The 25,475-nt window shown below is 64.8% G+C and carries 22 protein-coding genes; 17 read left to right on the forward strand and 5 right to left on the reverse strand.

What is annotated here, in order from left to right; genetic code table 11:
• Nucleotides 1–19 precede the first annotated feature (19 nt).
• Nucleotides 20–1,120, reverse strand: coding sequence for a tartrate dehydrogenase (locus AC4FWB_RS08495; RefSeq protein ID WP_491025521.1), 1,101 nt, complete (start codon nucleotides 1,118–1,120; stop codon nucleotides 20–22).
• Nucleotides 1,107–1,340 carry a hypothetical protein gene (locus tag AC4FWB_RS08500; RefSeq protein WP_491025522.1) on the reverse strand — a complete coding sequence of 78 codons (234 nt, stop codon included), beginning with the start codon at nucleotides 1,338–1,340 and terminating at the stop codon, nucleotides 1,107–1,109. The genes AC4FWB_RS08495 and AC4FWB_RS08500 overlap by 14 nt, the downstream gene beginning before the upstream one ends.
• Before the next feature lie 54 nt (nucleotides 1,341–1,394).
• Here AC4FWB_RS08500 and AC4FWB_RS08505 point away from each other — a divergent pair, with 54 nt between their 5' ends.
• Entirely contained in the window at nucleotides 1,395–1,592 is a 198-nt protein-coding gene (locus AC4FWB_RS08505; RefSeq protein ID WP_491025524.1) for a hypothetical protein, read from the forward strand.
• On the opposite strand, the gene AC4FWB_RS08510 is transcribed toward AC4FWB_RS08505, so the two are convergent.
• A complete protein-coding gene (locus AC4FWB_RS08510; protein ID WP_491025525.1) occupies nucleotides 1,568–3,649 on the reverse strand; it encodes an oxidoreductase in 2,082 nt (693 codons plus the stop codon). The genes AC4FWB_RS08505 and AC4FWB_RS08510 overlap by 25 nt on opposite strands.
• A 72-nt stretch (nucleotides 3,650–3,721) precedes the next feature.
• On the opposite strand from AC4FWB_RS08510, the gene AC4FWB_RS08515 reads away from it, so the two are divergent.
• Nucleotides 3,722–4,543, forward strand: coding sequence for a LysR family transcriptional regulator (locus AC4FWB_RS08515; protein ID WP_491025526.1), 822 nt, complete (start codon nucleotides 3,722–3,724; stop codon nucleotides 4,541–4,543).
• A 211-nt stretch (nucleotides 4,544–4,754) separates the two neighbouring features.
• Here AC4FWB_RS08515 and AC4FWB_RS08520 read toward each other — a convergent pair whose 3' ends face one another.
• Nucleotides 4,755–6,098 (reverse strand): IS701 family transposase, encoded by a 1,344-nt coding sequence (locus AC4FWB_RS08520; RefSeq protein ID WP_491025527.1) that lies wholly within the window; start codon nucleotides 6,096–6,098, stop codon nucleotides 4,755–4,757.
• 362 nt (nucleotides 6,099–6,460) lie between these two features.
• On the opposite strand from AC4FWB_RS08520, the gene AC4FWB_RS08525 reads away from it, so the two are divergent.
• From AC4FWB_RS08525 to apnL, 10 genes are all read left to right on the forward strand, one after another.
• On the forward strand, nucleotides 6,461–7,483 hold the full coding sequence (locus AC4FWB_RS08525; RefSeq protein WP_491025528.1) for an ABC transporter substrate-binding protein: 1,023 nt from the start codon (nucleotides 6,461–6,463) through the stop codon (nucleotides 7,481–7,483).
• Between the two features lie 74 nt (nucleotides 7,484–7,557).
• Nucleotides 7,558–10,041, forward strand: coding sequence for an ATP-binding cassette domain-containing protein (locus AC4FWB_RS08530; protein ID WP_491025529.1), 2,484 nt, complete (start codon nucleotides 7,558–7,560; stop codon nucleotides 10,039–10,041).
• Nucleotides 10,038–11,066: an ABC transporter permease gene (locus AC4FWB_RS08535; protein WP_491025530.1), complete on the forward strand. Its 1,029-nt coding sequence runs from the start codon at nucleotides 10,038–10,040 to the stop codon at nucleotides 11,064–11,066. The genes AC4FWB_RS08530 and AC4FWB_RS08535 overlap by 4 nt, the downstream gene beginning before the upstream one ends.
• 105 nt (nucleotides 11,067–11,171) lie before the next feature.
• Complete coding sequence (locus AC4FWB_RS08540) at nucleotides 11,172–11,999, forward strand: phosphogluconate dehydrogenase C-terminal domain-containing protein (protein WP_491025531.1); 828 nt, start codon at nucleotides 11,172–11,174, stop codon at nucleotides 11,997–11,999.
• Nucleotides 12,000–12,257: 258 nt separating this feature from the next.
• Nucleotides 12,258–13,199, forward strand: coding sequence for a D-ribose ABC transporter substrate-binding protein (locus AC4FWB_RS08545; RefSeq protein ID WP_491025532.1), 942 nt, complete (start codon nucleotides 12,258–12,260; stop codon nucleotides 13,197–13,199).
• Between the two features lie 80 nt (nucleotides 13,200–13,279).
• Entirely contained in the window at nucleotides 13,280–13,945 is a 666-nt protein-coding gene (locus tag AC4FWB_RS08550; RefSeq protein ID WP_491025533.1) for a DUF2291 family protein, read from the forward strand.
• A complete protein-coding gene (locus tag AC4FWB_RS08555; RefSeq protein WP_491025535.1) occupies nucleotides 13,942–15,486 on the forward strand; it encodes a sugar ABC transporter ATP-binding protein in 1,545 nt (514 codons plus the stop codon). Before AC4FWB_RS08550 ends, AC4FWB_RS08555 begins: the two co-directional genes overlap by 4 nt.
• On the forward strand, nucleotides 15,486–16,550 hold the full coding sequence (locus AC4FWB_RS08560; RefSeq protein WP_491025536.1) for an ABC transporter permease: 1,065 nt from the start codon (nucleotides 15,486–15,488) through the stop codon (nucleotides 16,548–16,550). The genes AC4FWB_RS08555 and AC4FWB_RS08560 overlap by 1 nt, the downstream gene beginning before the upstream one ends.
• A gap of 2 nt (nucleotides 16,551–16,552) precedes the next feature.
• A complete protein-coding gene (locus tag AC4FWB_RS08565; RefSeq protein ID WP_491025537.1) occupies nucleotides 16,553–17,587 on the forward strand; it encodes a Gfo/Idh/MocA family protein in 1,035 nt (344 codons plus the stop codon).
• Nucleotides 17,584–19,422, forward strand: a complete 1,839-nt coding sequence (apnL, locus tag AC4FWB_RS08570; RefSeq protein ID WP_491025538.1) for a D-apionate lactonase — start codon at nucleotides 17,584–17,586, stop codon at nucleotides 19,420–19,422. Before AC4FWB_RS08565 ends, apnL begins: the two co-directional genes overlap by 4 nt.
• A 106-nt stretch (nucleotides 19,423–19,528) precedes the next feature.
• Here apnL and AC4FWB_RS08575 read toward each other — a convergent pair whose 3' ends face one another.
• On the reverse strand, nucleotides 19,529–20,242 hold the full coding sequence (locus AC4FWB_RS08575) for a transcriptional regulator NanR (RefSeq protein ID WP_491025539.1): 714 nt from the start codon (nucleotides 20,240–20,242) through the stop codon (nucleotides 19,529–19,531).
• A gap of 184 nt (nucleotides 20,243–20,426) precedes the next feature.
• Between AC4FWB_RS08575 and oiaX the strand changes: the two genes are divergently transcribed.
• The 5 genes from oiaX to AC4FWB_RS08600 all read left to right on the forward strand — a co-directional run bounded on the left by oiaX (nucleotide 20,427) and on the right by AC4FWB_RS08600 (nucleotide 25,472).
• Nucleotides 20,427–21,677 (forward strand): 3-oxo-isoapionate-4-phosphate decarboxylase OiaX, encoded by a 1,251-nt coding sequence (gene oiaX / locus AC4FWB_RS08580; protein WP_491025541.1) that lies wholly within the window; start codon nucleotides 20,427–20,429, stop codon nucleotides 21,675–21,677.
• A gap of 2 nt (nucleotides 21,678–21,679) precedes the next feature.
• Nucleotides 21,680–23,005 (forward strand): four-carbon acid sugar kinase family protein, encoded by a 1,326-nt coding sequence (locus AC4FWB_RS08585; protein WP_491025542.1) that lies wholly within the window; start codon nucleotides 21,680–21,682, stop codon nucleotides 23,003–23,005.
• Between the two features lie 64 nt (nucleotides 23,006–23,069).
• Nucleotides 23,070–23,828 carry a triose-phosphate isomerase gene (locus AC4FWB_RS08590; protein ID WP_491025579.1) on the forward strand — a complete coding sequence of 253 codons (759 nt, stop codon included), beginning with the start codon at nucleotides 23,070–23,072 and terminating at the stop codon, nucleotides 23,826–23,828.
• An 11-nt stretch (nucleotides 23,829–23,839) separates the two neighbouring features.
• Nucleotides 23,840–24,295 (forward strand): D-erythrulose-4-phosphate isomerase, encoded by a 456-nt coding sequence (gene derI, locus AC4FWB_RS08595; RefSeq protein ID WP_491025544.1) that lies wholly within the window; start codon nucleotides 23,840–23,842, stop codon nucleotides 24,293–24,295.
• A gap of 169 nt (nucleotides 24,296–24,464) precedes the next feature.
• On the forward strand, nucleotides 24,465–25,472 hold the full coding sequence (locus AC4FWB_RS08600) for a dihydroxyacetone kinase subunit DhaK (RefSeq protein WP_491025546.1): 1,008 nt from the start codon (nucleotides 24,465–24,467) through the stop codon (nucleotides 25,470–25,472).
• The last annotated feature ends 3 nt before the right edge of the window (nucleotides 25,473–25,475 follow it).

Below are 25,475 nucleotides of genomic sequence, written 5' to 3' on the forward strand. Positions count from 1 at the left end.
GCAACAGGTGTTGCGGCTTCTATCCGACCAGGCGCGATGAACTCGAGCTGTTTACGCCCGAGAGTGCGGCAATCACGGCAGCGGTGACCTCGGCAGTGTGCGCCGTGCCGCCAAGGTCCGGACTGAGATACTCTCCCCGGCCGGTCACGGTTTCAATCGCCAGCATAAGGCGACGCGCCGCGGCCTGCTCGCCAAGATGGTCAAGCATCAGGCTCGCCGTCCAGAACGACCCAAGCGGATTGGCGACGCCCTTGCCGGTAATGTCGAAGGCCGAGCCATGGATGGGCTCGAACATGGACGGACGCGCGCGCGACGGGTCGATGTTTGCGGTTGAGCCTATGCCCAGCGAACCACCGAGTGCCGCCGCCAGATCGGACAGGATGTCGGCATGTAGATTGGTCGCCAGCACCGTGTCGATGCTGCCGGGCTTGTTGACCATGCGCTGGGTCATGGCGTCGACCAGCATCCAGTCGACGGTCAGGCTGGGATAGTCCCGAACCACTTCACGCACGACTTCGTCCCAGAGCACCATGCCATGGCGCTGCGCGTTCGATTTGGTGACGACGGTCAGCAGCTTGCGCGGCCGCGACATGGCAAGATCGCAGGCAAAACGGGCGATGCGCTCGATGCCGGTGCGGGTGAAGACGGCGACATCCATGCCGACCTCGATCGGCAGGCCGCGATGGGCGCGGCCGCCGACGCCCGCATATTCGCCTTCGCTGTTCTCGCGCACGATCACCCAGTCGATCTGCTGGCCAAGCTCTTGCCGCAGCGGGCCGGTGAGGCCTGGCAAAAGGCGCGTCGGCCGCACATTGGCGTACTGGTCGAACCCCTGGCAGATGGCCAGGCGCAAACCCCACAACGTGATGTCATCCGGCAAGTTCGGGTCGCCGACCGAGCCGAAATAGATCGCGTCGAAGTCCTCGATCTGAGAGAGCCCATCCTGGGGCATCATGCGGCCGTTGCGGCGATAGTAATCCGAACCCCAATCGAAGCGCTTGAACTCGAAGGCAAGACCCGGTTCGACAGTAGCGAGCGCTTCCAGCACCTTGACGCCGGCCTCGACAACCTCCGGGCCGATGCCGTCACCGCCGATCACGGCGATCCTATGCAAGGACATTTTCAGCTTCCTTCTCGATGGCAGCGACGATGGCGCTGGTCATTCCTTCGGTGTTGGTGGTGCCGCGTATGTCGCCCGTCCGCGTTTCGGGCCGCGCGAGCGCGGCGATCGTGGCATCTGCCATGATCGACGACGCGGCGAGGGCTTCTGCTATGCCTCGGTTGTGGCCAAGCCACTCTAATAGCATGCGAATGGATTCGACATCATCCCGACCTACCATCTTCTCACCAACGTCACCCTCGGCTGGGGGCTGGAGAGCTATCACTGGTTCTTCATGGCGCAGAAGGCGCCCTTCCTCGAGAAGCTGATCTGCGCCGACCTCGACTACTGCATCAACTACAAGCCCAACAAGAAAGGCGTGGGCCTCGAGATATTCACGCCGGAAGCCTTCAAGGAATATGCACGACGCCGAATTGGCTTTCGATCGTGGCGGCGGCCGCGGCCCGTCTACAATTGCGAACAGAGACGGTAGGCCTCATAGATCGACGAATAGATATCGCGGCTGGCAACCGCGTCCCCTATGCGGTGCAGCTCGAACGATCCCGCGGTTGGGGGCTTCTTGCCCTCTTTCGCCCCTGCTCCGGTCATCAGCGCAATGTCGGTGACGCCGTTGTTGGAAGAGCGGGCACACAGTTCCTGAAAGACGTCCTCTACAGGGACCGTGCCACGCTCGATGACGAGTTGGGCCGCGTTCATCTCAGTTTCGGCACCGGTGAGCTCATGCCGGAACCTGGCGACAATGCCGTTGCCTTGGCGCACGACTTTGACCAGCCGGACGTCGCCGACGACCCGGATGCCGAGTTCCGAGGCGCGTTTGCGGAAGCTCACCCTGTCTGGATAAGGGGTCTCGATCGCCAGCGTATCGTCTGCAATGGCGAGAGCAACCGCACGCCCCAGGCGGGCGAGATGAAGGGCGCAGGAAACCGCGGCCTGGCGTCCGGTCTCGTCATAGATAAGAATGTCGTCCTTCGCCGGCACGACCACGGTCAGCACGTCCCAGACGCTGTCGCAATGTTCGGCGCCGTCCAGCCGCTCCATGTCCGGAATGCCGCCGGTGGCGACGATCACGGCGTCGGGCCTTTCGGCAAGGACGATCTCCGCATCTGCATAGGTGTTGAGGCGGACATCCACACCGAGGTGGGCGAGCTCTTCGACACGCCAGTCGACGATGCCGATGAGATCCTTGCGATCGGAAGCGGAGGCGGCGACCAGCACCTGGCCGCCAAGCCGCGCTCCGGCTTCGAGCAGAGTGACGCTGTGCCCGCGCTCGGCGGCGACCCGCGCCGCTTCCATCCCGCCCGGCCCGCCTCCGACTACCACCACCCGCCTCGGCGTTTCGGCCCGGTCGATGATGTGGCCGACGATCGTTTCGTGGCCGCTGGCCGGGTTGTGGACGCATTGGACCTTCTTGTAGAGGCAATAGGATGCGCCGATGCAGGGGCGGATGCGCTCCTCTTCTCCCCGTATCACCTTGTTGACGATATGCGGGTCGGCAATATGCGCCCGCGTCATGCCGACAAGGTCGACAAGGTTGTCGCGGATCGCATGCCGCGCCGTCGCTACGTCGCGAATGCCTGCCGCGTGGATGACGGGCAGCCTGGTTTCCCGCTTGAACTGCCCGACCAGCGGCAGGAACGGCGCGCTCTGGGTGAACATGCCAGGCATGTTCTGCTCGGCCAGGGCCAGGTCAGTGTCCATGCGGCCAAAGATGCAGTTGAAGAAATCGATATGCCCTTCCCGCTCGAACAGCCGGGCGAAGGCAAGGCATTCCTCGAAATCCGACCCATCCTCGACCGCCTCGTCGATCACGAACCGGATGCCGACGGCAAAGTCGTCGCCGACCGCCCGACGGATCGCCTCGTGGACCATCAAGCCGAAGCGCGCGCGGTTTTCGAGCGAACCGCCGAAGCCGTCCGTGCGCCTGTTGGTTCTGCGCGAAAGGAACTGACCGATCAGATGTCCGCCGGTGACCGTCTCGACACCGTCAAGGCCGCCATCGCGGCAGCGCCTGGCGGCGCTTGCGTAGTCGCCGACGATCCTGCCGATGTCCGAGGCATCCATCTCCTTCGGAAAATTCCGGTTTCGCGTCTCGCGCACACGCGACGGCGCCACCGGCGGGAGCCAGTTGCCGGCATAGGCGGTGGCGCGCCGGCCAAGATGCGATACCTGACACATGACGGCCGCACCATGGCGATGAATTCGCTGCGACAGCGACTGGAGGTGCGGGACGATGCGATCGCTGGAAAGGTCAAGCTGACCGCCACCCCAGCTGGAATCCGGCGACGTCATCGCCGAACCGCCCATCATGGTCATGGCGAGGCCACCGCGCGCCTTCTCCTCATGGTAGCGCTGGTAGCGCTCGAGCGGTAGGCCGCCATCGTCCAGCATCGAAGCGTGACTGGTGCTGACGACGCGGTTGCGCAGCACCAGTCCCTTGAGCCGGAACGGTTGAAGCAACGGATCCAGGGATGTCTCCCTACCCTTGGACTGCGGTGCCGCTAAGGTCACGTCCTGCTCCGAACCATTCATGACGGTTATAGTTAGCCATTTTCGGAGCCTTAGAAAGATTGAAAATTCTTTGGGGAGCTATACGCTGGGCGTATGGCTGACTTCGCAAGACTCGTTCCTTCCGCGCGCGGACTTCTGGTCTTCGAGGCGGCTGTCCGGCTGGCAAGTTTCACGGCCGCCGCGCGGGAGTTCAACGTCACGCAACCGTCCGTCAGCCGCAGCATCGCCCAGCTCGAGGCCGATATTGGCGTCGCTCTTTTCACGCGGAATTCGACGGGATTGACCCCGACCGCGGACGGCCGCGCGCTCTATGCGGCGGTGCGCGAAGGATTTGACGGGATCGAGAAGGTTATCCGCCAGATCAAGGAGAAGAATGCGGCAAAGCCGGTCGTCACGCTCTCGCTTTCAAGCTCGCTGGTGACGCATTGGTTCGTTCCGAGACTGGGAGCCTTCAATACAAGATTTCCGGACGTGGACCTGAGATTCGAACTGATCGCGGGCGTTCTGCGCGGCCCGGCCGAGAACGTCGACCTTGCCACCAGAATCCTGGCCGATGACGACACGAGCTATCACCGTTGGGCCTTCTCGCCGGAAATCATCGTTCCGGTGTGCAGCCCGTCCTATCGGTCGGCCCATGGCCGGTTGAAGCACGACGCGGACGGCGAAGGCCATGTCCTGCTTCACCTCACCGATGCCAAGCTGCAGTGGCTGGACGCTTGGGGTCATGTCGCCGACCGCAAGACCAGCAAGGCAAAGTGGCTCGAATTCTCGGACTACGCGGTTGTGCTCCAGACCGCGATGAACGGGGAAGGTGTCGCGCTCGGCTGGCTCAGCAATGTCTCGAGGGCCTTGCTTCAGGGACACTTGTCCCTGCATCGGACCGCCAGATCAACACCGGCCGGACCCATCACCTGATTGCGCCGCGCGCGAGGCCAGTGCGGCCCGTCGTCTCCGATATCTGCACCTGGATGATCGCTGAGATGCAAACCGAATTGAAGGCTTTGCATCCAATGTTGCGGCCGGACGTCTGGCGAAGGGCCGGCTCCAACTGATCGTAGGCTAATTCTACTGCGTCACAAAATATGATGGCGAGTGTTTTCGTTGGCAGCACGGACATCGCGTAAGGTTAGTTGCCAGGGCGACGATGAGCCGTTTTCGTAGGGTGGCGATGGAGTTTGGCACGTGTCGTTCGGGCCGGATCGGGGGCGCCCCTGGGTCTGGGACGGATGGGAACGGCAGCGATCTGGCGGATCGAGGCGGCTGAGGGGGGAAGGGCCGCTCGTTCGCGGATGAGGAAGCCGTAAGCTGCGATGGTGAGGGTTGCATGGTGGTGGAAGCCTCGCCATCCACGCCCCTCGTAGTGGGCCAACCCGAGTTCCGATTTCAGCTCCTGGTAATCGCGCTCGATGCGCCAGCGCAGCTTGGCCAGATCGACGAGCGCGGCAAGGCCGATGTCTTGCGGCAGGGTCGACAGCCAGTATCCGGTTGGCTCGGCCTCGCCTTCGGGCCATTCCACAAGCAGCCATTCGACGGGGCGCAGCGTGGCGCGCCGGGCCGCCGGGCGCACGCGCAAGGCGGCAAAACGCGAGGTGAGCGGCGTGTTCGACCCCTCGCGCCAAGTGACCGCGACGAAGGCTGAAGGCAGGCTCATGGCCAGGTCCTTGACCGAGACCGGGGCGTGTCCGGGGCCGCGCTGCAGTCGCGACGGCGGCCGCCCCTGTCCGCTCCACGGCCTGGCCGGCAAGGGCTCCACGTCCGGCGGCCAGACGCAGGCATTGGACTGGACGGCGAGCACGTAGGTCAGGCCCGCCGCCGTGAGAGCAGCGCGCAAGGCGCCGTTGCAGCCATAGGCGGCGTCCGCCAGGACAACGCCCGGCGCGATCCCGGCGTCCAGCGCGGCATGGATTTGATCGAGGGCGATCTGCGGCTTGGTCCTGAACCGCACCGTGGCCGGCACCCCCGCCCTGGCACGCCGGGCTTCATCTTCGGCCCAGGCTTCGGGCAGATAAAGCTGGTAGGCGACCGGCAGGCTCGCGGCATGGTTGGCCACCGACAGCGTCACCGCGACCTGACAGTTGTCCTGCTTGCCCAGGCGTCCGCAGTATTGCCGGGCCACGCCCACCGAATGCACCCCCTTCTTGGGCAGGCCGCTGTCGTCGATGATCCAGGCCTCGATGCCGCCGCTCTGTTCCAGCCAAGGCAGCACCAGATCGCGGACCTTGGCCAGCACCCGCGCATCCGACCAATCCGCCTGGCCAACAAAGTGCAGAAGCGATTGATGTTTTGCCGAAACCCGCTCCGGAGCCACCAGCGCTGCCATCGGCTCCACGCTCTTGCGCTCTCCCGGCAGCAACAGTCCGCGGCAATAATCATGAAAAGGCCGCGTTCGATCCGCGTGGCCAAAAGCGCCGCTCAACGCCCCGACATACGCCTCAAAGCGTTCCTCGATACCGCTCGCAACCTCTGTCATCCCGTCAATCCGCAAATTCAGCGAATCGACAAGCTAACAAATTCAATCAGTCATTGAATCTGCAAAATTTTCTGACTCAGTAGAACTAATGCATGTTGCCCGGAAGTGTGCAGCGGTTCTGGGGCAACGACATGCATCAAGACAAAGACTTAAAGCGCGTCGCCTGACTCCGTTTCAACGCGACGCGCTTTAAGGCCCGGCCACGCGTCGCGCTCGCAAGTTCAATCCCAACGAAGTGCCGGCTTGCCTATTTGGTATGCTGGTATAACATGTAGCTGGTATGGTGTCCTTTGGAAAGGGCGCCATCACGGAACAGCAGACGAGCCGGCCATGTTGGCCGGCGCTTTTGGGAGGAGATATCAATGAAGTTCGCAATCGTTGCGGCGCTCGCCAGCGCCGCGCTGGCTAGCGTTTCGGTTCTGCCGGCAATGGCGTCTCCGGACGCGCCGGTCATCGCGCTGGCCAACGCCTATTACGGCAACACCTGGCGGCACCAGATGGTGGAGGCCTTCGAGGCTTCGGCCAAGGAAGCCAAGGCCGCCGGACAGATCGCCGACTACATCGTCATGAACGGCGACGGCTCGGTCGCGCAGCAGAACAGCCAGATCGCCGAACTGATCCTGAAGAAGGTCGACGTGCTCGCCGTCGATGCCGCCTCGGAGACCGCGGTCAACGGCATCATCGAGAAGGCCTGCAAGGCCGGCATCATCGTGATTTCCTTCGATTCCGTCGCTTCGGCGCCCTGCAACTACCAGCTCAATTTCGACTTCAAGGGCTACAAGGCCACCCAGGCGGAAGCCGTGTTCAAGATGCTCGGCGGCAAGGGCAACGTCATCCAGGTCCGCGGCGTGAAGGGCTCGGCGCCGGACAACGACATGTTCAACGCGCAGCAGTCGGTGCTGGCGAAATACCCCGACATCAAGGTGGTGGCGACCGTCTACGGCCAGGCGACGGCCTCCGTGGCGCAGTCGGCGATCGCCAACGTGCTGCCCTCGCTGCCGCATGTCGATGCCGTGCTCGGCCAGGGCGGCAGCGACGATGTCGGCATCGCGCAGGCCTTCGTCCAGTATGGCGGCGAGTACAAGGACAAGATGCCGGTCATCGAAGGCGGCGGCGGCACCGACTTCGTCAAATGGTGGGCCGAGGAGAATGCCAAGAACGGCTACCAGACCGTGTCGATGAACACCACGCCGGGCATCGGCGGCGCCGCCTTCTGGCTCGGCCTGTCGCTGCTCAAGGGCGCCAAGGCGCCCAAGCTGATGATCATGCCGGTGGCAACCGTCGATGCCGGCAACCTCAAGGACTACGCGAAACTGCCGGGCGGCCAGATCATCAGCCCGAGCTATTCGCTGGACTGGGTCAAGCAGAACCTGCTCAGCAAGTAAGGCAGACCATTTAACGGATCGGGCGCCGCCCCACAGCGGCGCCCGATCTTCGCCTGCGAAGAAGCGGAGGACGAATGTCCCATCTTGCCGTTGCCGTACAGGACAGCGCCGCAGCCACGGCGCCTGCTGCCCCTGCCCAGCCAAGTGTCGTCTCGCTCAGCGGGATCACCAAGAGTTTCGGCCCGACGCTCGCCAATGCGGGGATCGATCTTTCCGCCCGTGCCGGCGACGTGATCGGGCTGGTCGGCGGCAACGGTGCCGGGAAATCGACGCTGATGCGCATTCTGTGCGGCGCGATGTGGCCGACGCTCGGCGCGATTTCCTTTGCCGGCACGGAGCTGGCTTTCGCCGGCTACGACACCGGCGAAGCGCAGCGGCGCGGCATCCGCATGGTGCATCAGGAGCTGTCGCTCTGCGCCAACCTGTCGGTCGCCGAAAACTTTTTCCTGGAAACACCGAGCGACGCCGCAAGCCGGCCTGGCTGGCGCGCGCTCTATCGCACCCGCGCCCGCGCGGCGCTCGACGCCGTCTTTCCAGGCAATACAATCGACGCGGACGCAGAGGTCGCACACCTCACCATCGCCGAACGGCAGATGGTGGAGATCGCGCGCGCGGCGGCGACGCCCGGCGTCAAGCTCATCGTGCTCGACGAGCCGACGTCCTCGCTCGATCTCGACCGCTCGAAGCAACTCAGGGCCTTCATTCGCGAGCGGGCGAAGGCCGGCCTCGCCTTCATCTTCATCAGCCACAAGCTGCAGGAGATCATCGACATCGCCACGGAGATCGTGGTGCTGCGCAACGGCCGCACCGCCTGGCAGGGCCATGCCGCGGACGCCTCGATCGGCAAACTGGTGCAGTTGATGGGCGGCGATGCCAATCCGGTCCACCAGCACGCCGTCGCGGCCGTATCCTCCCAGGATGTGCTGGTGCGGCTCTCCGGGCCGCTGACGGCCGAGTTCGGCCGCGACATCGACATCGTGCGCGGCGAGATCGTCGGGCTGGCCGGTCTCGAAGGCAGCGGGCAGAAGGAATTGCTGCACGCGATCTTCAGCCCGGACCGGAAGCAACACGCTGCCGTCACTAGGCATGCGGATGCGGGCTTCATCGCCGGCGACCGGCAGAAGGAAGGCGTGTTCCCGCTGTGGAGCGTGCTTTCCAACATCGGCATCGGCGCGCTTGCCCGCCGCCCGGCGCTGGGCGTCGTTTCCGACCGCGCCAGCCGGGATACCGCTTCGCGCGCCGCCAGCCGCCTGCGGCTCGACGACCGGCGCTTCCAGTCCAACATCACCGAGCTCAGCGGCGGCAACCAGCAGAAGGCGCTGGTGGCGCGTGCGCTGGTCGCCGAGACGCCGATCATCCTGCTCGACGATCCGACGCGCGGCGTCGACATCGCCACCAAGCAGGATTTCTACCGGCTCTGCGACGAGGTTGCGCGTAGCGGCCGCGCGCTGGTCTGGCACACGACCGAGGATGCGGAACTGCTCGCCTGCGACCGCGTGCTGGTCTTTTCCGGCGGCCGGATCGTGAAGGAACTGGCAGGTGAAGCGATCACGGAACAGGCCATCGTCGGCGCTTCCTTCGTGCAGCCGGAGGACAAGACCGCCAGCGCAGGGCGCAGGCAGACCGCCACGGCGGACCTCGCTCGCCGGCTGGTCAACGCGGCGCCGTTCATCGGGCTTGCCGCCGTGCTCGCCATCATGATCGCGATCAACCCGGCGGTCGCCTCCACCTTCGGGCTCGACCTGCTGTTGATGCCGGCGCTGTCGCTGGTGCTGGTGACCGCGGCGCAGATGTTCATCGTCGGCGGCAGCGAAATCGATCTCGGCGTCGGCGCCTTTGCCGGACTGGTCAGCGTGCTCAGCGCCACGCTGCTCTACGACCAGCCGTGGCTTGGCGCGCTGGCATTGGTGATGGCGGTCGCCGCCTATGCCGGGCTTGGCGGCCTGATCCAGGCGCGCAAGATCCCGGCAATCGTCGTCACGCTCGGCGCATCCTTCATCTGGGTGGGCATAGGCTATGCGCTGCAGCCGACGCCGGGCGGCGCCAGCCCCGACTGGCTGTCGGCGCTTTTCAACTGGTCGCTCGGTGTCGTGCCGACCTCGATCATCCTGATCGCCGCCGTGGCGCTGATCGTGCTGGTCATCGACAGGCTGCCGCTCGGCGTCGTGCTGCGCGGCTTCGGCAACAATCCGGCGGCGATGATCCGCTCGGGATGGTCGCCGACGCGCTACGCGCTGGTGCGCTATCTCATCGCCGGACTGTTCGCCGCCGCCGCCGGCCTGTCGTTGACGGCCATCAACACGGCAAGCGACATCAATTCCGGCAATTCCTACACCTTGCTCAGCGTCGCCGCCGTGGTGATGGGCGGCTGCTCGCTGCTCGGCGGCGTCATCTCGCCGATCGGCGCCGTCGCCGGCGCGGTGACGCTGTCATTGATCGGCGCGCTGCTCGGCACACTCAGCGTCAGCAGCGATTACAACGCCGCCACGCAAGGGCTGATCCTGATCGCGCTGCTCACGCTGCGCAGCCTGACCGCCGACCGCGGGAGCGAGCCATGAACGCATTCGCGAGCTTCGGCATCTGGGCGCAGCGCAACCGCTGGATCTGGTCGGCGATCGGCGTGCTGCTTTTGTGGCTGGTGCTGTCATTCGTCACCAACCGCTTCAGCCTTTCCAGCCTGTCCGGCGTCATTCTGTCGGCGTCCTTCCTGACGGTCGTCGGCATCGGCCAGATGTTCGTGGTGACGACCGGACGCGGCAACATCGACCTTTCGGTCGCCTCGGTGATCACGCTCAGCGCCTTTGTCGCCCTGCTCACCGTCAAGGGCCAGGACGCGAACCTCGCCATCGGCCTGGTCGCCGCCATCTTGCTCGGCCTTGCCGTCGGGGCGCTCAATTCGCTGCTCGTCGTCGGGCTCGGCATCCCGGCGATCATCGCGACATTGGCGACCGGCTATGTGCTGGCGACGGCGACGCTGCTGTCCAACAAGGCGATACCGGGCTTCGCTGTCAGCCCGGCGCTGAAGGAACTGGCGACGGGCCGCATTTCCGGCGTGCCGATCATGGTCATCATCGCCATCATCGGCGTGGCGGCGACGTCCTTCGTGCTGCGCTACACCGTATTCGGACAGCTCTTGTCGGCGGTCGGCCAGAACCGCGCCGCGGCGCGGCTTGCCGGCATCCGCAATGGGCCGGTGATCGCGTCAGCCTTCATCATCTCCTCAGTGCTGGCATCGCTCGACGGGCTGCTGCTCGGCGCCTATATCGGCGGCGCCTTCCTCGAAATGGGCCAGCCCTATCTCCTGCAGTCGATCGCCGCCGTGGTGCTCGGCGGCACGCTGATCTTCGGCGGCTCGGCGACGGCCTTGGGCACGCTCTTCGCGAGCATCCTGCTCATCCTCATCGTCACCACCATGCAGATCATCGGCCTGCCTCCGGGCGCGCAGGACATCGTGCAGGGCGTCGTCGTCATCTTCGTGCTGGCGCTGGCCGGACGCCAGGCTTTGGCGCGGCGTGCGTCTGTCGACCTTGCGGACGGCGACAGGGACCCGACGGCGAAAATGGAAGTGGCCCAGCCGAAATGACGGACAGACAACGATCCTCTTGCCAAAGTGTGGTAGAGTGATCATACCAGTATATAATATGACGATTGGCATGGGACGATCGTCTGAACATCAGGAGCAGGTTAGATGACGACGATCGCGCTGTTCGGTGCCGGTGGCAAAATGGGCTACCGCCTCTCGACCAATTTTCACGGTTCCCCCTATACGATCCGCCATGTCGAGATCAGCGAGGCGGGCAAGGAGCGCCTGAAGAGCGGACTTGGCATCGATACGGTGAGCGTGGACGAGGCGCTCAAAGGCGCCGAAGTGGTGATCCTTGCGGTTCCCGACACGCATATCGGCAAGGTCGCGGCTGGCATCGAAAGCAAGCTGGCGCCGGGGACGATGGTGATCGTGCTCGACGCCGCGGCGCCCTTTGCTGGTCATCTGCCGAAGCGTCCGGACCTGACCTACTTCGTCACCCATCCCTGTCATCCGCCGATCTTCAACGACGAAACCGACATGGCGGCCAAGAAGGACTTCTTCGGCGGCGTCAAGGCCAAGCAGCATTTCGTCAGCGCGCTGATGCAGGGGCCCGAGGAGGACTACGCCAAGGGGGAGAAGATCGCCCAGATCATCTGGGCGCCGGTGATGCGCTCGCACCGCGTCACCGTCGAGCAGATGGCGCTGCTCGAGCCAGGTCTCTCCGAGACGGTGTGCGCCTCGCTGCTCGTCGTCATGAAGGAAGCCCTCGACGAGGTCGTGGCGCGCGGCGTCGACCGGCAGGCGGCGCTCGACTTCCTGCTCGGCCACATGAATGTGCTCGGCGCCGTCATCTTCGGCGAGACCAAGGGCGTGTTCTCGGACGCCTGCAACAAGGCGATCGAGTTCGGCAAGCCGGTGCTGATGCGCGACGACTGGAAGCGGGTCTTCGAGCCGGAGGAGATCGCTGCCAGCATCCAGCGGATCACCTGAAATCGCTACTATCAGGTACACATCACCTGAATTAGTGATTGACTCATCATACCAGTTGGCTTTAGCTGTTCCAGCTCGGATTGCTGGGAAAATCCGAAGCGGACGAGTGGAGGAATGGCGGGGAGCGGCAGCGAGGGTCGGTTCGGATGAAAGCCGGTGAAGGCTTTCAAAATCCGAGCGGCGCGGCCGGCACCGCCTGACGAATTCAAACACAGACGATTGCCTCGATCGAGGCACGGTTTTCAACGGGAGGACTTCATGAAACTCACTCGCAGAATGACGCTTGCGGCTTTCGCCGGCGTGCTCGCACTGGGCACCGCCATGCCTGCCTATGCGGCGGACCTGATCGCCATCATCACGCCTTCGCACGACAATCCGTTCTTCAAGGCGGAAGCGGTGGGCGCCGAAGCCAAGGCCAAGGAGCTCGGCTACGACGCGCTGGTGCTGGTGCATGACGACGACGCCAACAAGCAGTCGGAACTGATCGACACCGCGATCGGCCGCGGCGCCAAGGCGATCATCCTCGACAATGCCGGTGCCGACGCCACCGTCGCCGCCGTGCAGAAGGCCAAGGACGCCGGCGTCCCCGCCTTCCTGATCGACCGCGAGATCAACGCTACCGGCGTCGCCGTGGCGCAGATCGTCTCCAACAATTACCAGGGCGCCCAGCTCGGCGCGCAGGAATTCGTCAAGCTGATGGGCGAGAAGGGCAATTTCGTCGAGCTGGTCGGCAAGGAATCCGACACCAACGCCGGCATCCGCTCCAAGGGCTATCACGACGTCATCGACGACTATCCGGACCTGAAGATGGTCGCGCAGCAGTCGGCCAACTGGAGCCAGACCGAAGCCTATTCCAAGATGGAATCGATCCTGCAGGCCAACCCCGACATCAAGGGGGTGATCTCCGGCAACGACACGATGGCGATGGGCGCCTATGCGGCGCTTGCCGCCGCCGGCCGCAAGGATGTCATCGTCGTCGGCTTCGACGGCTCGAACGACGTGCGCGACTCCATCACCTCGGGCGGCATCAAGGCGACGGTGCTGCAGCCTGCCTATGCCCAGGCGCAGATGGCCGTCGAGCAGGCCAGCGACTTCATCAAGAACAAGAAGTCGCCCGAGAAGGAAAAGCAGCTCATGGACTGCCTCCTGATCAACGGCGACAACGCTCCCAAGCTGGAGACTTTCGCGCTCAAGAACTGAGCCGGCGCGATAGAAGCTGCGAGGGACGAACGCGCGTTCGTCCCTCGCCTCCATTTCACTTTCGGGTATCCTTGATTGCCATGACCAAGCCGACTTGTCCGCTCAAGAAGAGTTGGCTGATCCTTGCGCTCACCGCCGCCGTCGGTCTGAGCGCCTGCAAGATCCTGCCGACACCCTCGGCGCAGGGTGCCGATAGCGGCAACGGCTCCGCCTTCAATCCCGACAAGAGGGTCGAGGAGATCTGGGCCTCGAAGGTCATCCCCTATTTGCAGCAGAAGGCGGGGACATTCGCAGAGGTCCATGCGCTGGCGAAGACCGATCCAGCCGCCGCCGGCGCAAAATACGGCAATCCGAAGAAGCAGGCGAATTCGCCGTGGACCTTCGCGGTGCACGTAGAGGGCAAGATCGTCGCCGCCAACACGCAATCGCGCGCGGCAACCATCGATGTCGACGTCGATGGCGACGGCAAGGCGGATGCGCGGGTGCAGATCGGGCCGGCCATGCGCGGTACCGCGCTGCGCGACAGCCTGGACTTCGTGCAGTTCAACGACTTCACCAACCAGATCGACTTTGCCCAGTTCGGCAAGGCCTTCAACGCCCAGGCCGACAAGACGGTGCTTTCCAAGTTGCCGCGCGATGGGCTGGAGGGCCGGACCGCGAAAGTGCTCGGCGCCTACACGATCGAAGGCGGCCAGGACGTGCCGCTAGTGACGCCGGCGGAGGCCGAGATCGGGCCAAAGCCATGAGCCCCTCGCCCGGTCACGACGTCATCCTCAAGCTGGAGGACATCTCCAAGGTCTATGCCGGCACCGTGGCGGTCAAGCACGCCAATTTCGAGGTGCGCAAGGGCGCGGTCAACGTGTTGGTCGGCGAGAACGGCGCCGGCAAGTCGACGCTGATGAAGATCATCGCCGGCGTCGAGCGGCCGACGGCCGGCCGCATCCTGCTCGACGGTGGCGAGGTTTCCTTCTCGTCCTCCGGGGACGCCGTCAGCCGCGGCATCGGCATGGTGTTCCAGGAGCTGAACCTGTTCGGCAATCTCTCGGTCGCGGAGAACATCTTCGCCACGCGCGAGTTGACCAACGCCTTCCGCAAGATCGACCACAAGGCGCAGGAGCGGCGCGCCGCCGAATTCCTCGAGCAGCTCGAAGCCGGGATAAGGCCCGACATGCTGGTCGAGGATTTGCGCATCGGCCAGCAGCAGCTGGTCGAGATCGCCAAGGCGGTCTCGCTCGACGCGCGCATCCTGATCATGGACGAGCCGACCTCGGCGCTGAGCGCGGCCGAAGTCGAGATCCTGTTCAAGGTGATCGCCGACCTCAAGGCGCGCGGTGTCGCCATCGTCTACATCTCGCACCGGCTGGAAGAGCTGATCCGCATCGGCGACTACATCACCGTGCTGCGCGACGGCCGCATCACCGGTCAGGAGGAGATGAAGAACGTCGACACGCAGTGGATCGTGCGGCAGATGATCGGCTCCGATGCCAAGGATTTCGCCAAGGCCGACGGCCATCAGCCCGGCGCGGAAGTGTTCCGCGCCGAGGAGATCTGCCTGCCGCGCGTCACTGGCGGACTGGCGGTCGACCATGTCTCGCTGTCGCTGCGCGCCGGCGAGATCCTCGGCATCTACGGATTGATGGGCGCCGGACGCAGCGAGTTGTTCGACTGCATCATGGGCCGCCACGGCCAGGCCAGCGGCAGGATCTTCATCGACGGAAAGCCGGTCAGGGAGCGCGATACGGCGCGGCGTATCCAGCGCGGCCTGGCGCTGATACCGGAAGATCGTCAACGCGAGGGCTTGGTGTCGATCCTGTCGGTCGCCAGCAACCTGACGCTGGCGAGCCTGTCGCGTTTCGTCAGCCTGTTCCACATCCGTGGCGGCGCCGAGCGGCAGGCCGTCACGCAGATGGTGCGCGAGCTGGCGATCAAGGTCGCCGATCCGGTGCAGGAGGTCTCGTCACTATCGGGTGGCAACCAGCAGAAGGTGGTGATCGGCAAGGCGCTGCTCACCGGGCCGAAAGTGCTTTTGATGGACGAGCCCAGCCGCGGCATCGATGTCGGCGCCAAGGCCGACGTCTTCCGCACCATGCGCAAGCTATCGCGCGATGGGCTGGGCATCCTCTTCGCCACCTCCGACCTCGACGAGGTGATGGCGCTGTCCGACCGCATCGCGGTGATGAGCAACGGAAAACTGACGGGCATGTTCGATCGCGCCGAGGCGACGGAAGCGGCGATCGTCGCCGCATCGGCGCTTGGCCACGGACCCGTGCATGGAGAGCAACGCTGATGACCGACATTCCAGCCAAGGCTGCCGCGCCATCCGCATCCAGCGGCTCCGTGCTCTTGACGCTGATGAAGCTCAGGACCTTCATCGCGCTGATCGCTGTGCTGCTGTTCTTCTCGATCGCGGCGCCGAACTTCCTCTCGGCCGCCAATCTGATCCTGATGGCCAAGCATGTTGCGCTCAACGCCTTCCTCGCCATGGGCATGACCTTCGTCATCATCACCGGCGGCATCGATCTGTCGGTCGGCTCGATCGTCGGCCTGTGCGGCATGGTCGCCGGCTATCTCGTGCTCAACGGGATCGACCTGCAGATCGGCTACACCGTCTATTTCAATGTCGTCGAGATCGCGCTGATCACGCTTGCCGTCGGCATACTGATCGGCGCCGTCAACGGGTTGCTGATCACAAGGCTGAACGTCGCGCCCTTTATTGCCACGCTGGGCACGCTCTATGTCGCGCGCGGCCTGGCGCTCTTGTCATCGGACGGCCGCACCTTCCCCAATCTCGTCGGCAAGCCGGACCTCGGCACCACCGGCTTCGGCTATCTCGGCGCCGGCAAGCTGCTCGGCCTGCCGGTCTCGATCTGGATCCTGCTCGTGGTGGCGCTGGGCGCGGCTTATCTCGCCCGCTACACCCCGCTCGGCCGCCACATCTTCGCCGTCGGCGGCAACGAGCGCGCGGCGCGGATCTCGGGCGTGCGGGTCAACATGGTGAAGATGTTCGTCTACATGTTCTCCGGCTTCTGCGCGGCGATCGTCGGCCTCATCATCTCGTCCGAGCTGATGGCCTCGCATCCGGCGACCGGCGAAAGCTTCGAGCTCAACGCTATCGCGGCAGCCGTGCTCGGCGGCACCTCGATGTCGGGCGGGCGCGGCACGATCGGCGGCACCATCGTCGGCGCCTTCGTCATCGGCATCCTCTCCGACGGGCTGGTGATGATGGGCGTCAGCTCGTTCTGGCAGATGGTTATCAAGGGCCTCGTCATCATCGTCGCCGTTGTCGTCGACCAGGCGCAGCGCCGGCTGCAGAGCCGGGTGACGCTGATGCAGATGGCGAAGGTGGGCTGAGCATGGCGGAATTGCGTGGGGCGCTGATCGGCTGCGGCTTCTTCGCCGTCAACCAGATGCATGGCTGGCGCGACATCGACGGCGCCTCGATCGTGGCTATCTGCGACCGCGATCCGGAGCGGTTGCGGATCGTCGGCGACCAGTTCGGCATCGAGCGGCGCTACAGCGATGCGGCCGCTTTGTTTGCTGGCGAGACGCTCGACTTCGTCGACATCGCGACCACCGTCGGCAGCCATCGGCCGCTGGTCGAGATGGCTGCCGCCAACCGCGTCCCCGTGATCTGCCAGAAGCCTTTCGCGCCGACGCTAGCCGATGCCAAGGCCATGGTGAAGGCCTGCGCCGACGCCGGCGTGCCGCTGATGGTGCACGAAAATTTCCGCTGGCAGTCGCCGATCCAGGCGGTGCGCGGAGTGCTCGACAGCGGCGAAATCGGCAAGCCGTTTTTCGGGCGCATCTCCTTCCGCTCTGCCTATGACGTGTTTTCGGGGCAGCCTTATCTTGCGACCGGCAAGCGGTTCATTATCGAGGATCTCGGCATCCACATCCTCGACATCGCCCGCTTCCTGCTCGGCGACGTGTCGAGCCTCACCGCGCGCACCACGCGCGTCAATCCCAACATCGCCGGCGAGGACGTGGCGACGATGCTGATGGAGCATAAAGGCGGCGCCACCTCCGTGGTCGATTGCAGCTATGCGACGAAGCTTGCGACCGAGCCATTCCCCGAGACGCTGATCGAGATCGATGGCAGCGACGGCACCATCCGGCTGGCGCAAGGCTACCGGCTCACCGTCACCGGCAAGAGCGGCACCAGCGTCACTGATGTCTCACCACCGCTGCTGCCCTGGGCGTCGCGGCCCTGGCACAACATCCAGGAAAGTGTGTTGGCGATCCAGAAGCATTGGGTGGACTGTCTGACGGCGGCCAAGGAGCCGGCCACCTCCGGCGCCGACAACCTCAAGACATTCGCTTTGGTCGAGGCTGCCTATGCCGGCGCCGCCAGCCGGCAACCGGTGCGGATCGACGAGTTGCTCAAATGACCGCCGATCCGTTCCTCCTCCACGGCACGCGCGCGGTGGAAGCCGAACCGGTCCGGCTCAGCGCCGGCCCGCTCAGCGCCGATTTCGTCAATGGCAATCTGCGCACCATCCGCCACGGCGGCATCGAGGTGCTGCGCGCCATCGCCTATATCGTGCGCGACCGCGACTGGGGCACCTACGAGCCGGCGCTGAAGGATCTGGTCATCGAACAGGACGGCGACCGTTTCTCCGTGCGCTATTCGGCAAGCTGTGAAGGGCCCGTCGGAAGCCGGCTCGGCTTCAGCGCTACGATCACAGGCCACGCCGACGGCCGCCTCAGCTTCGATGTGAGCGCGCTGCCCGAAAGCGATTTCGAGACCAACCGCTGCGGCTTCTGCATCCTGCATCCGATCGCCGGCCTCGCCGGCAGTCCGGTCAAGGTCGAACACACCGATGGCAGTTGGGTGGACACAAAGCTGCCTCTGCTGATCGACCCCTGGCAGCCGTTTAAGAACATGCGCGCCATCACTCACCAGGTCCGGCCGGGCGTCAGCGCCGAATGCCGGATGGAAGGCGACATCTTCGAGATGGAGGACCAGCGCAACTGGTCGGATGCTTCCTACAAGACCTATGTGCGGCCGCTGGCTCTGCCGTGGCCCTACATGTTGCCGGCCGGACAAACCAATCGTCAGACCATCAGCCTGCGCATCACCGGCGAGTCCAAGGTGACTGCCGCGACAACTGGCGCCGAACCTGTTCACGTCGAGCTTGGCGAGGCCGGAGCGAAGCTGCCCGATATCGGTGTGGTCATTTATCCGGAAGACGTCGAGGCCGCGCTTGCCAACCTTTCGATGCTGTCGAAGCTTGGCCCGCAGCAGCTTCTCCTTCACTACGACCTCACACGCGGCCATGGCTTGGACGCCTTGCGTGCCCATGCCAGTCTCGCTGCCGCCTTCCCCGCCGCGACCACGCTCGAATGCGTGGTCGCCTGTGCCGGCGACCTCGACGTTGAGCTCTCCGGCATTGCCGAGATGGTGCGCAGGGTGGGTCTGCGGCTCGATGCCATCGCGGTCTCGCCTTCGGTCGACCGGCAGTCGACGCCGCCCGGCAGCGCGTGGCCGGCCTGTCCGCCGCTCGAAGACGTCTATGCAGCCGCCCGCCGTGCCTTCCCGGGCATCCGCCTCGGCGGCGGCATGTTCAGCTATTTCACCGAGCTCAACCGCAAGCGCGTTCCGGCCGACGACCTCGATTTCGTCACTCATTGTACCTGCCCGGTCGTGCACGCGGCGGACGATCTCAGCGTCATGCAATCGCTGGAGGCGCTGCCGTTCATCACCCAGTCGACACGGGCGATCTATGGGGCGAAGCCTTATCGCATCGGACCCTCGACGATTGCCATGCGGCAGAACCCTTATGGCGGCGCGACCAAGGACAATTTTCACGGCCAGCGCATCGCCATGGCCAATCGCGATCCGCGCCATGCCGGGCAGTTCGCTGCCGCCTGGACGATCGGCTATGCCGCGCGCGTGGCACCGGCCGGACTGGAGATGCTGACGCTCTCCAGCTTCACCGGGACGTTCGGCGTGTTGGCGGAATCCGGGGAACCCAATGCGGAAGGAACGCCGCGCCCGATCTTCCAGGCCATCAAGGGGCTTTGCGAACTGGCCGGCCTTGCCCATGTTGCGGCGAAAACAAGCGACGAGACGCGGGTGCTGGCGCTGGCCGGACGCTCCGCCGCGGGCGAGACCGTTATGTGGCTGGCAAACTTGACGGCCGACAATGTGCCCGTCGACGTTTCGGCGCTTGGCCAAGGCGATCTCATGATGTCGCCTTACGCTGTTGTCCGGATAGGCTAAAGCATGTCTCCCGAAAGTGGGACCGGTTTCGGGGCAAAGACATGCGTAAAATCAAAAACCTAAAGCGCACGGAGCGAATCTGAAAGATCGCGACGCGCTTTAGGCGTCACTTATCCGAGGTCATCACATAGAGGGCGCGCGAGCGTTCGAGGTGTTTGATCATCGCCTTCTCGGCGCCTTCGGCGTCCTTCTTCTCGATGCAGCCGATGATCTCCTCGTGCTCGGTCAGCGTGAACTTTTCCTTGCCGGTCCAGATCAGCATCTCGGTGTGATATTCCTTCAGCCAGCCGAGCATCGCCTCGCTGACCGCGACATAGATCGGATTGCCCGATATCGCCGCGATCTGGGTGTGGAAGCGCATGTCGGCGGAGATGAAGGCCTCGGCATCGCCGCGCGCGGCGCGCTGCTCGGCAACCGTTGCTCTCAACCGCTGCACGTCCTCGGGCGTCGCCTTCTCGGCCGCTTCCTTGACCATGCCGCGCTCGAAGAAGATGCGCGCGCTCTTCAAATGCTCCAACGTGTCCTTCGACGACGACAGGATGATCTTGGCCGCGCCGTCGACCTGCTTGATGATCGACTTGGCGGTAAGCTGCAGCACCTTGGCGCGCTCGCCATGCGAGATGGCGACGAGACCCATGTTGCTCAGCGCCTGCATCGCTTCGCGGATCGCCGGCCGGCCGACCTCGAAGCGCTCCATCAACTCGCGCTCGGACGGCATGTCGTCGCCGGGCTGCAACTCGCCGCTGGTGATCAGCCGCTTCAGCCTGACAAAGACTTCATCGGAAAGCTTACGCCGGACGATCGGCTCCGAACGGTTCATCGCCGCGAATCACTCCGTTGACCCAGTCCTAATCTAACACCGCGACCGCAATTTCCGGAATGCCCGTCGCCTATGGCATGCCGTTCCGGCGGGCAGGATATTGCTTGCAATGCTTATGTACTCATTATACCAGATTTCGGGCGCAGGGAATTCATTTCCTGCCTTTTTCGACTGGGTAGCCGGCATGATCACCCTCACCTATCGCATCGAGACCTCGGGGAGCATCGAGGCGCTGGCGGCCAAGATCGCCAGCGACCAGTCGACCGGCACCTTCGTCGCGTTGCCTGCGGAAACTGAGGAATTGAAGGCGCGGGTGGCAGCCCGCGTGCTGGCGATCCGGCATTTGCCGGACGCGGCGCAACCTTCGATCCCCGAGGGCGGCAGCGGCCCCTTCAAACGCGCCGATGTCGACATCGCCTTTCCGTTCGATGCCATCGGCACCGATCTCGCGGCGCTGATGACGATTGCGATCGGCGGCACCTATTCGATCAGGGGGCTGTCCGGCATCCGCGTCATCGACATGAAGCTGCCGGAGGAATTCAGGGGCGTCCATCCCGGCCCGCAATTCGGCGTCGCCGGCAGCCGCAGGCTGACCGGCGTCGAGGGCCGCCCGATCATCGGCACCATCGTCAAGCCGGCACTCGGCTTAAGGCCGCATGAGACGGCCGAGATGGTGGGCGAGCTGATCGAGGCCGGCGTCGACTTCATCAAGGATGACGAGAAGCTGATGAGCCCGGCCTATTCGCCGCTGTCGGAGCGGGTGAAGGCGATCATGCCGCTGATCGACGACCATGAGCAGAAGACCGGCAAGAAGGTGATGTATGCCTTCGGCATCTCGCATGCCGATCCGGACGAGATGATGCGCAACCACGATCTGGTGCTCGAGGCCGGAGGCAATTGCGCGGTGGTCAACATCAATTCCATCGGCTTCGGCGGCATGGCATACCTCAGGAAGCGCTCCGGCCTGGTGCTGCACGCGCATCGCAACGGCTGGGACATACTCACCCGCCATCCCGGCCTCGGCATGGATTTCAGGGTCTGGCAGCAGTTCTGGCGTTTGCTCGGCGTCGACCAGTTCCAGATCAACGGCATTGCGTCCAAATACTGGGAGCCGGACGACTCTTTCATCCACTCCTTCGAGGCGGTGACGACGCCGCTCTTCTCGCCTGCTGATCGCGCCCTGCCGGTGGCTGGATCCGGCCAATGGGGCGGACAGGCGCCGGAGACCTATGAACGCACCGGGCGCACGGTCGATCTCCTCTATCTCTGCGGCGGCGGCATTGTCAGCCATCCGGACGGACCGGGCGCCGGCGTGCGCGCCGTGCAGCAGGCCTGGCAAGCGGCGGTCGAGGGCATTCCGTTGGCGGACTACGCTCGCCGTCACCCCGAGCTGGCGCGCTCGATCGAGAAATTCGCCGACGGCAAGGCGGCCTGAGCATGCAAAACCTGCTCCTCAGCTATTACGGCGACGACCTCACCGGTTCGACCGACGTCATGGAAGCGCTGGAACTCGGCGGCGTGCCGACCGTGCTTTTCATGCGCAAGCCGGATGCCGGACTGATGGCGCGCTTCGCGCATTGCCGCGCCGTCGGCCTTGCCGGCACCAGCCGCAGCGAGTCCCCGCAATGGATGGACACGCACCTCAAGGACGCCTTCGCCTGGCTGAAGACGCTTCAAGCCGGGATCTGCCACTACAAGGTCTGCTCGACCTTCGATTCCAGTCCGAAGATCGGCAGCATCGGCCGGGCGATCGAGATCGGTCGCGCGGTGTTCGCGCAGGACTGCGTGCCGCTTGTGGTCGGCGCGCCGCAGCTCAAGCGCTACACGGCCTTCGGCCACCTCTTCGCGGCCTATCGCGACAGATACTACCGCATCGACCGCCACCCGGTGATGAGCCGTCACCCGGCGACGCCGATGGACGAATCCGATCTTCTGGTGCATCTGTCGCGCCAGACGAACCTCGCCTCGGGCCTGCTCGACCTGGCGACGCTGCAATCGTCATCGCGATCGGACGCCCTGGACCGCCTTCTCAGGGAAAGCAGCATCGTGCTCGTCGATGTCGACAGCCGTGAAACGCAGGCGCTCGCCGGCAAGGAAATCTGGCGCACCCGCAAGCCGGGCGGATATTTCGTCGCCGGCTCCTCCGGCATCGAATATGCGTTGCTCGCCGAATGGCAGGGCAATGGAGGGGTCAGCGCGAGCTTCCAGCCGCCCGGCGCCGCCGACCGCATCGCGGTGGTGTCGGGCAGCTGCTCGCCGACGACGGAACGGCAGATCCGGCATGCGATGGGCGACGGCTTCGACGGCATCGAGGTCGATCCGGTCGAGCTGGTCTCGGAACGTTCCGACGAGGCGATCGCGCGCGCCGCGGCGGCCGGACGCGCCAGCCTGGAAGCCGGGCGCAGCGCGATCCTCTATACGGCGCTCGGCCCCACCGCCGACCGCGGCACCGAGATCGACCGCCAGCAAGGCGCCCGGCACAAGCTCGGCCGCGGCCTGGGCGAACTGCTTCGCGCATTGACCGCGGAGCAGAAATTGAAGCGGGTGATCATCGCCGGCGGCGACACGTCCAGCCATGCGCTCGGCCAGATGGGCGTCGACGCGCTGACGGTGAGGATGCCGCTGCCGGCATCGCCGGGCTCGCCGCTTTGCGTCGCCCATTCCAGCATCAAGGCGATCGACGGGCTGGAGGTCGCACTGAAGGGCGGACAGGTCGGAACCGACCGCTATTTCTCAGCCATCCGTGACGGTCTCGGCGGTTGACAGCGCCGTGCCGCACTCACCCGCATTCGGCTCGCTGTCGCCAAGGGACTGATCAATGACACAGATGCCTGAGGTCTGGATCGGCACGAGCTGGAAAATGAACAAGACGCTCGCGGAGGCGCGTGCCTTCGCCGGCGGGCTGCTTGCCGATCCCAAAGGCGACCCGCGGGTTCAGCGCTTCGTCATCCCGCCCTTCACGGCGGCGCGAGAGGTCAAGGCGATGCTGAGGGATACCTCCGTCAAAGTCGGGGCCCAGAACATGCATTGGGCCGACGAGGGCGCATGGACCGGCGAGATTTCGCCGGTGATGCTGAAGGATTGCAATCTCGACATCGTCGAGCTCGGCCATTCCGAACGCCGCGAGCATTTCGACGAAACCGACGAAACCGTCGGCCTCAAGACGGAGGCCGCTTTGCGCCACAGCTTAACGCCCTTGATTTGCATCGGCGAGACATTGGTCGAGCGCGAGGCCGGCCTCGCCCACGAAATTCTCGGCAGGCAGGTGCGCGGCGCGCTTTCAAAACTCAGCACCGCACAGAAGCGGGCGCCGATCCTGCTCGCCTACGAGCCGGTCTGGGCGATCGGCATCAATGGTATTCCGGCGACCTCGGATTATGCCGACGCGCGACAGGCTGAGATCATCGCTACCGCTGAGGACGTGCTCGGCCGCCGCGTCCCTTGCCTCTATGGCGGTTCGGTCAGCCCGGACAATTGCGCCGAACTCATCGCATGCCCGCATATCGACGGGTTGTTCATCGGACGCGCCGCATGGGCCGTCGAGGGCTACCTCGACATCCTGTCCAGATGCGCCGCCAAACTATGAGGGAGACGATCATGAAGCTCGCGGTTGCGGGGGACAGCGCCGGCGAAGGCCTGGCCAGGGTTCTTGCCGACTATTTGAAGGACAGGCACGAGGTCTCGGAAGTGTCGCGCACCGAAGCCGGCCCCGACCCGTTCTACGCCAATCTGTCCGACCGGGTCGCGAGCGATGTGCTGGCCGGCAAATATGACCGCGCCATCCTGATCTGCGGCACGGGGATCGGCGTCTGCATCTCGGCCAACAAGGTGCCTGGCATCCGCGCGGCGCTCACCCACGACACCTACTCCGCCGAGCGCGCCGCGCTGTCGAACAATGCCCAAATCATCACCATGGGCGCACGCGTGATCGGGCCCGAGTTGGCGAAGTCGATCGCCGATGCCTTTCTCAAGGAGACGTTCGATCCGCAGGGGCGGTCGGCCGGCAACGTCGCCGCCATCGATCAGATCGACGCCAAGTACAACGCGCGCTGAGCCTTCGACACGTCCCGCTTCGCGGCCTTGGACCAGAAGAAGACTGTTTCCACGCAGCCCCGAAACGCTCTATCTCTTTGTTTTCACGCAACTCCGGACGGAAAACCGTTTCACACTTTTCCTGGAATTGCTCTAGTCTCGCGACCGAGGACGATGCAGGGAGATGCGAATGAGCCTGACGCAGAAGCTGATCAATGACGGCAATGCGGCGGTCGACGAAATGCTGGTCGGCATCCTGGCTGCGCATCCCGAGCATCTCTGGCGCCCGGACAATGCGCCGCGTGCGGTCGTCGCCAGACACGGTCCGCGGACCGGCAAGGTGGCGCTGGTCATCGGCGGCGGCTCAGGCCATGAGCCGACCTTCCTGGGCTATGTCGGCAAGGGACTGGCGGATGCCGCCGCGATCGGCAACGTCTTCGCCTCGCCCCCTCCGCAGCCGGCGGTCGACGCGGCAATGGCCGCGAGCGGCGGCGCCGGCGTCCTGTTCATGTATGGCAACTATGCCGGCGACGTGATGAACTTCGACATGGCCGCCGAGCTTCTGGAGATGGAAGGCATCGAGGCGCGCACGGTGCTGACCACCGACGACATAGCGTCGGCGCCACGCGACCAACGGCAAAAGCGCCGCGGCGTGGCCGGCAACGTGTTCATCTTCAAGGCCGCGGGCGCGGCCGCCGACATGATGCTGCCGCTGGACGAGGTGGAGCGGATCGCCCGTCACGCCAACGACCGCACCTTCACCATGGGCGTGGCGCTCTCGTCCTGTTCCCTGCCGCAGACGCGGCGGCCAAGCTTCGATCTCCCCGTTGGTGAGATGGAGATCGGCATGGGCATCCATGGCGAGCCCGGCGTGCGGCGCGGGCCATTGCGTTCGGCCGACGATGTCGCCGACGAGATCATGGACGCGATCCTGGCGGAGATGCAGGCGCCGGCCGGCGACCGCGTCGCGGTGCTGGTCAACTCGCTAGGCGCGACACCGCTGATGGAGCTCTACATCCTGAACGCCCGGATCGCGGAACGCCTGAAGGCTGCCGGGCTGGTCGTCGACAAGACGCTGGTCGGCCCCTATTGCACGTCGCTCGACATGGCCGGGGCCTCGATTACCATCATGCATCTCGATGACGAATTGCAGCGCATGATCGATCATCCTTGCGACTGCGCCATGTTCCGGAGCTGAGCG

The organism is Mesorhizobium sp. LEGMi-168a (assembly GCF_058312955.1).

Excerpts from the sequence above, each read along its gene's own strand:
- AC4FWB_RS08575 (WP_491025539.1), bottom strand. The coding sequence starts at position 20,242 with ATGAACCGTTCGGAGCCGATCGTCCGGCGTAAGCTTTCCGATGAAGTC.
- AC4FWB_RS08530 (WP_491025529.1), top strand. The coding sequence starts at position 7,558 with ATGTCCCATCTTGCCGTTGCCGTACAGGACAGCGCCGCAGCCACGGCG.
- AC4FWB_RS08550 (WP_491025533.1), top strand. The coding sequence starts at position 13,280 with ATGACCAAGCCGACTTGTCCGCTCAAGAAGAGTTGGCTGATCCTTGCG.
- AC4FWB_RS08590 (WP_491025579.1), top strand. The coding sequence starts at position 23,070 with ATGCCTGAGGTCTGGATCGGCACGAGCTGGAAAATGAACAAGACGCTC.
- AC4FWB_RS08535 (WP_491025530.1), top strand. The coding sequence starts at position 10,038 with ATGAACGCATTCGCGAGCTTCGGCATCTGGGCGCAGCGCAACCGCTGG.
- AC4FWB_RS08515 (WP_491025526.1), top strand. The coding sequence starts at position 3,722 with ATGGCTGACTTCGCAAGACTCGTTCCTTCCGCGCGCGGACTTCTGGTC.
- oiaX (WP_491025541.1), top strand. The coding sequence starts at position 20,427 with ATGATCACCCTCACCTATCGCATCGAGACCTCGGGGAGCATCGAGGCG.
- AC4FWB_RS08500 (WP_491025522.1), bottom strand. The coding sequence starts at position 1,340 with ATGGTAGGTCGGGATGATGTCGAATCCATTCGCATGCTATTAGAGTGG.
- AC4FWB_RS08560 (WP_491025536.1), top strand. The coding sequence starts at position 15,486 with ATGACCGACATTCCAGCCAAGGCTGCCGCGCCATCCGCATCCAGCGGC.
- AC4FWB_RS08495 (WP_491025521.1), bottom strand. The coding sequence starts at position 1,120 with ATGTCCTTGCATAGGATCGCCGTGATCGGCGGTGACGGCATCGGCCCG.
- AC4FWB_RS08510 (WP_491025525.1), bottom strand. The coding sequence starts at position 3,649 with ATGAATGGTTCGGAGCAGGACGTGACCTTAGCGGCACCGCAGTCCAAG.
- AC4FWB_RS08520 (WP_491025527.1), bottom strand. The coding sequence starts at position 6,098 with ATGACAGAGGTTGCGAGCGGTATCGAGGAACGCTTTGAGGCGTATGTC.
- AC4FWB_RS08600 (WP_491025546.1), top strand. The coding sequence starts at position 24,465 with ATGAGCCTGACGCAGAAGCTGATCAATGACGGCAATGCGGCGGTCGAC.
- AC4FWB_RS08555 (WP_491025535.1), top strand. The coding sequence starts at position 13,942 with ATGAGCCCCTCGCCCGGTCACGACGTCATCCTCAAGCTGGAGGACATC.
- AC4FWB_RS08565 (WP_491025537.1), top strand. The coding sequence starts at position 16,553 with ATGGCGGAATTGCGTGGGGCGCTGATCGGCTGCGGCTTCTTCGCCGTC.
- AC4FWB_RS08585 (WP_491025542.1), top strand. The coding sequence starts at position 21,680 with ATGCAAAACCTGCTCCTCAGCTATTACGGCGACGACCTCACCGGTTCG.
- AC4FWB_RS08545 (WP_491025532.1), top strand. The coding sequence starts at position 12,258 with ATGAAACTCACTCGCAGAATGACGCTTGCGGCTTTCGCCGGCGTGCTC.
- AC4FWB_RS08540 (WP_491025531.1), top strand. The coding sequence starts at position 11,172 with ATGACGACGATCGCGCTGTTCGGTGCCGGTGGCAAAATGGGCTACCGC.
- apnL (WP_491025538.1), top strand. The coding sequence starts at position 17,584 with ATGACCGCCGATCCGTTCCTCCTCCACGGCACGCGCGCGGTGGAAGCC.
- AC4FWB_RS08525 (WP_491025528.1), top strand. The coding sequence starts at position 6,461 with ATGAAGTTCGCAATCGTTGCGGCGCTCGCCAGCGCCGCGCTGGCTAGC.
- derI (WP_491025544.1), top strand. The coding sequence starts at position 23,840 with ATGAAGCTCGCGGTTGCGGGGGACAGCGCCGGCGAAGGCCTGGCCAGG.
- AC4FWB_RS08505 (WP_491025524.1), top strand. The coding sequence starts at position 1,395 with ATGGCGCAGAAGGCGCCCTTCCTCGAGAAGCTGATCTGCGCCGACCTC.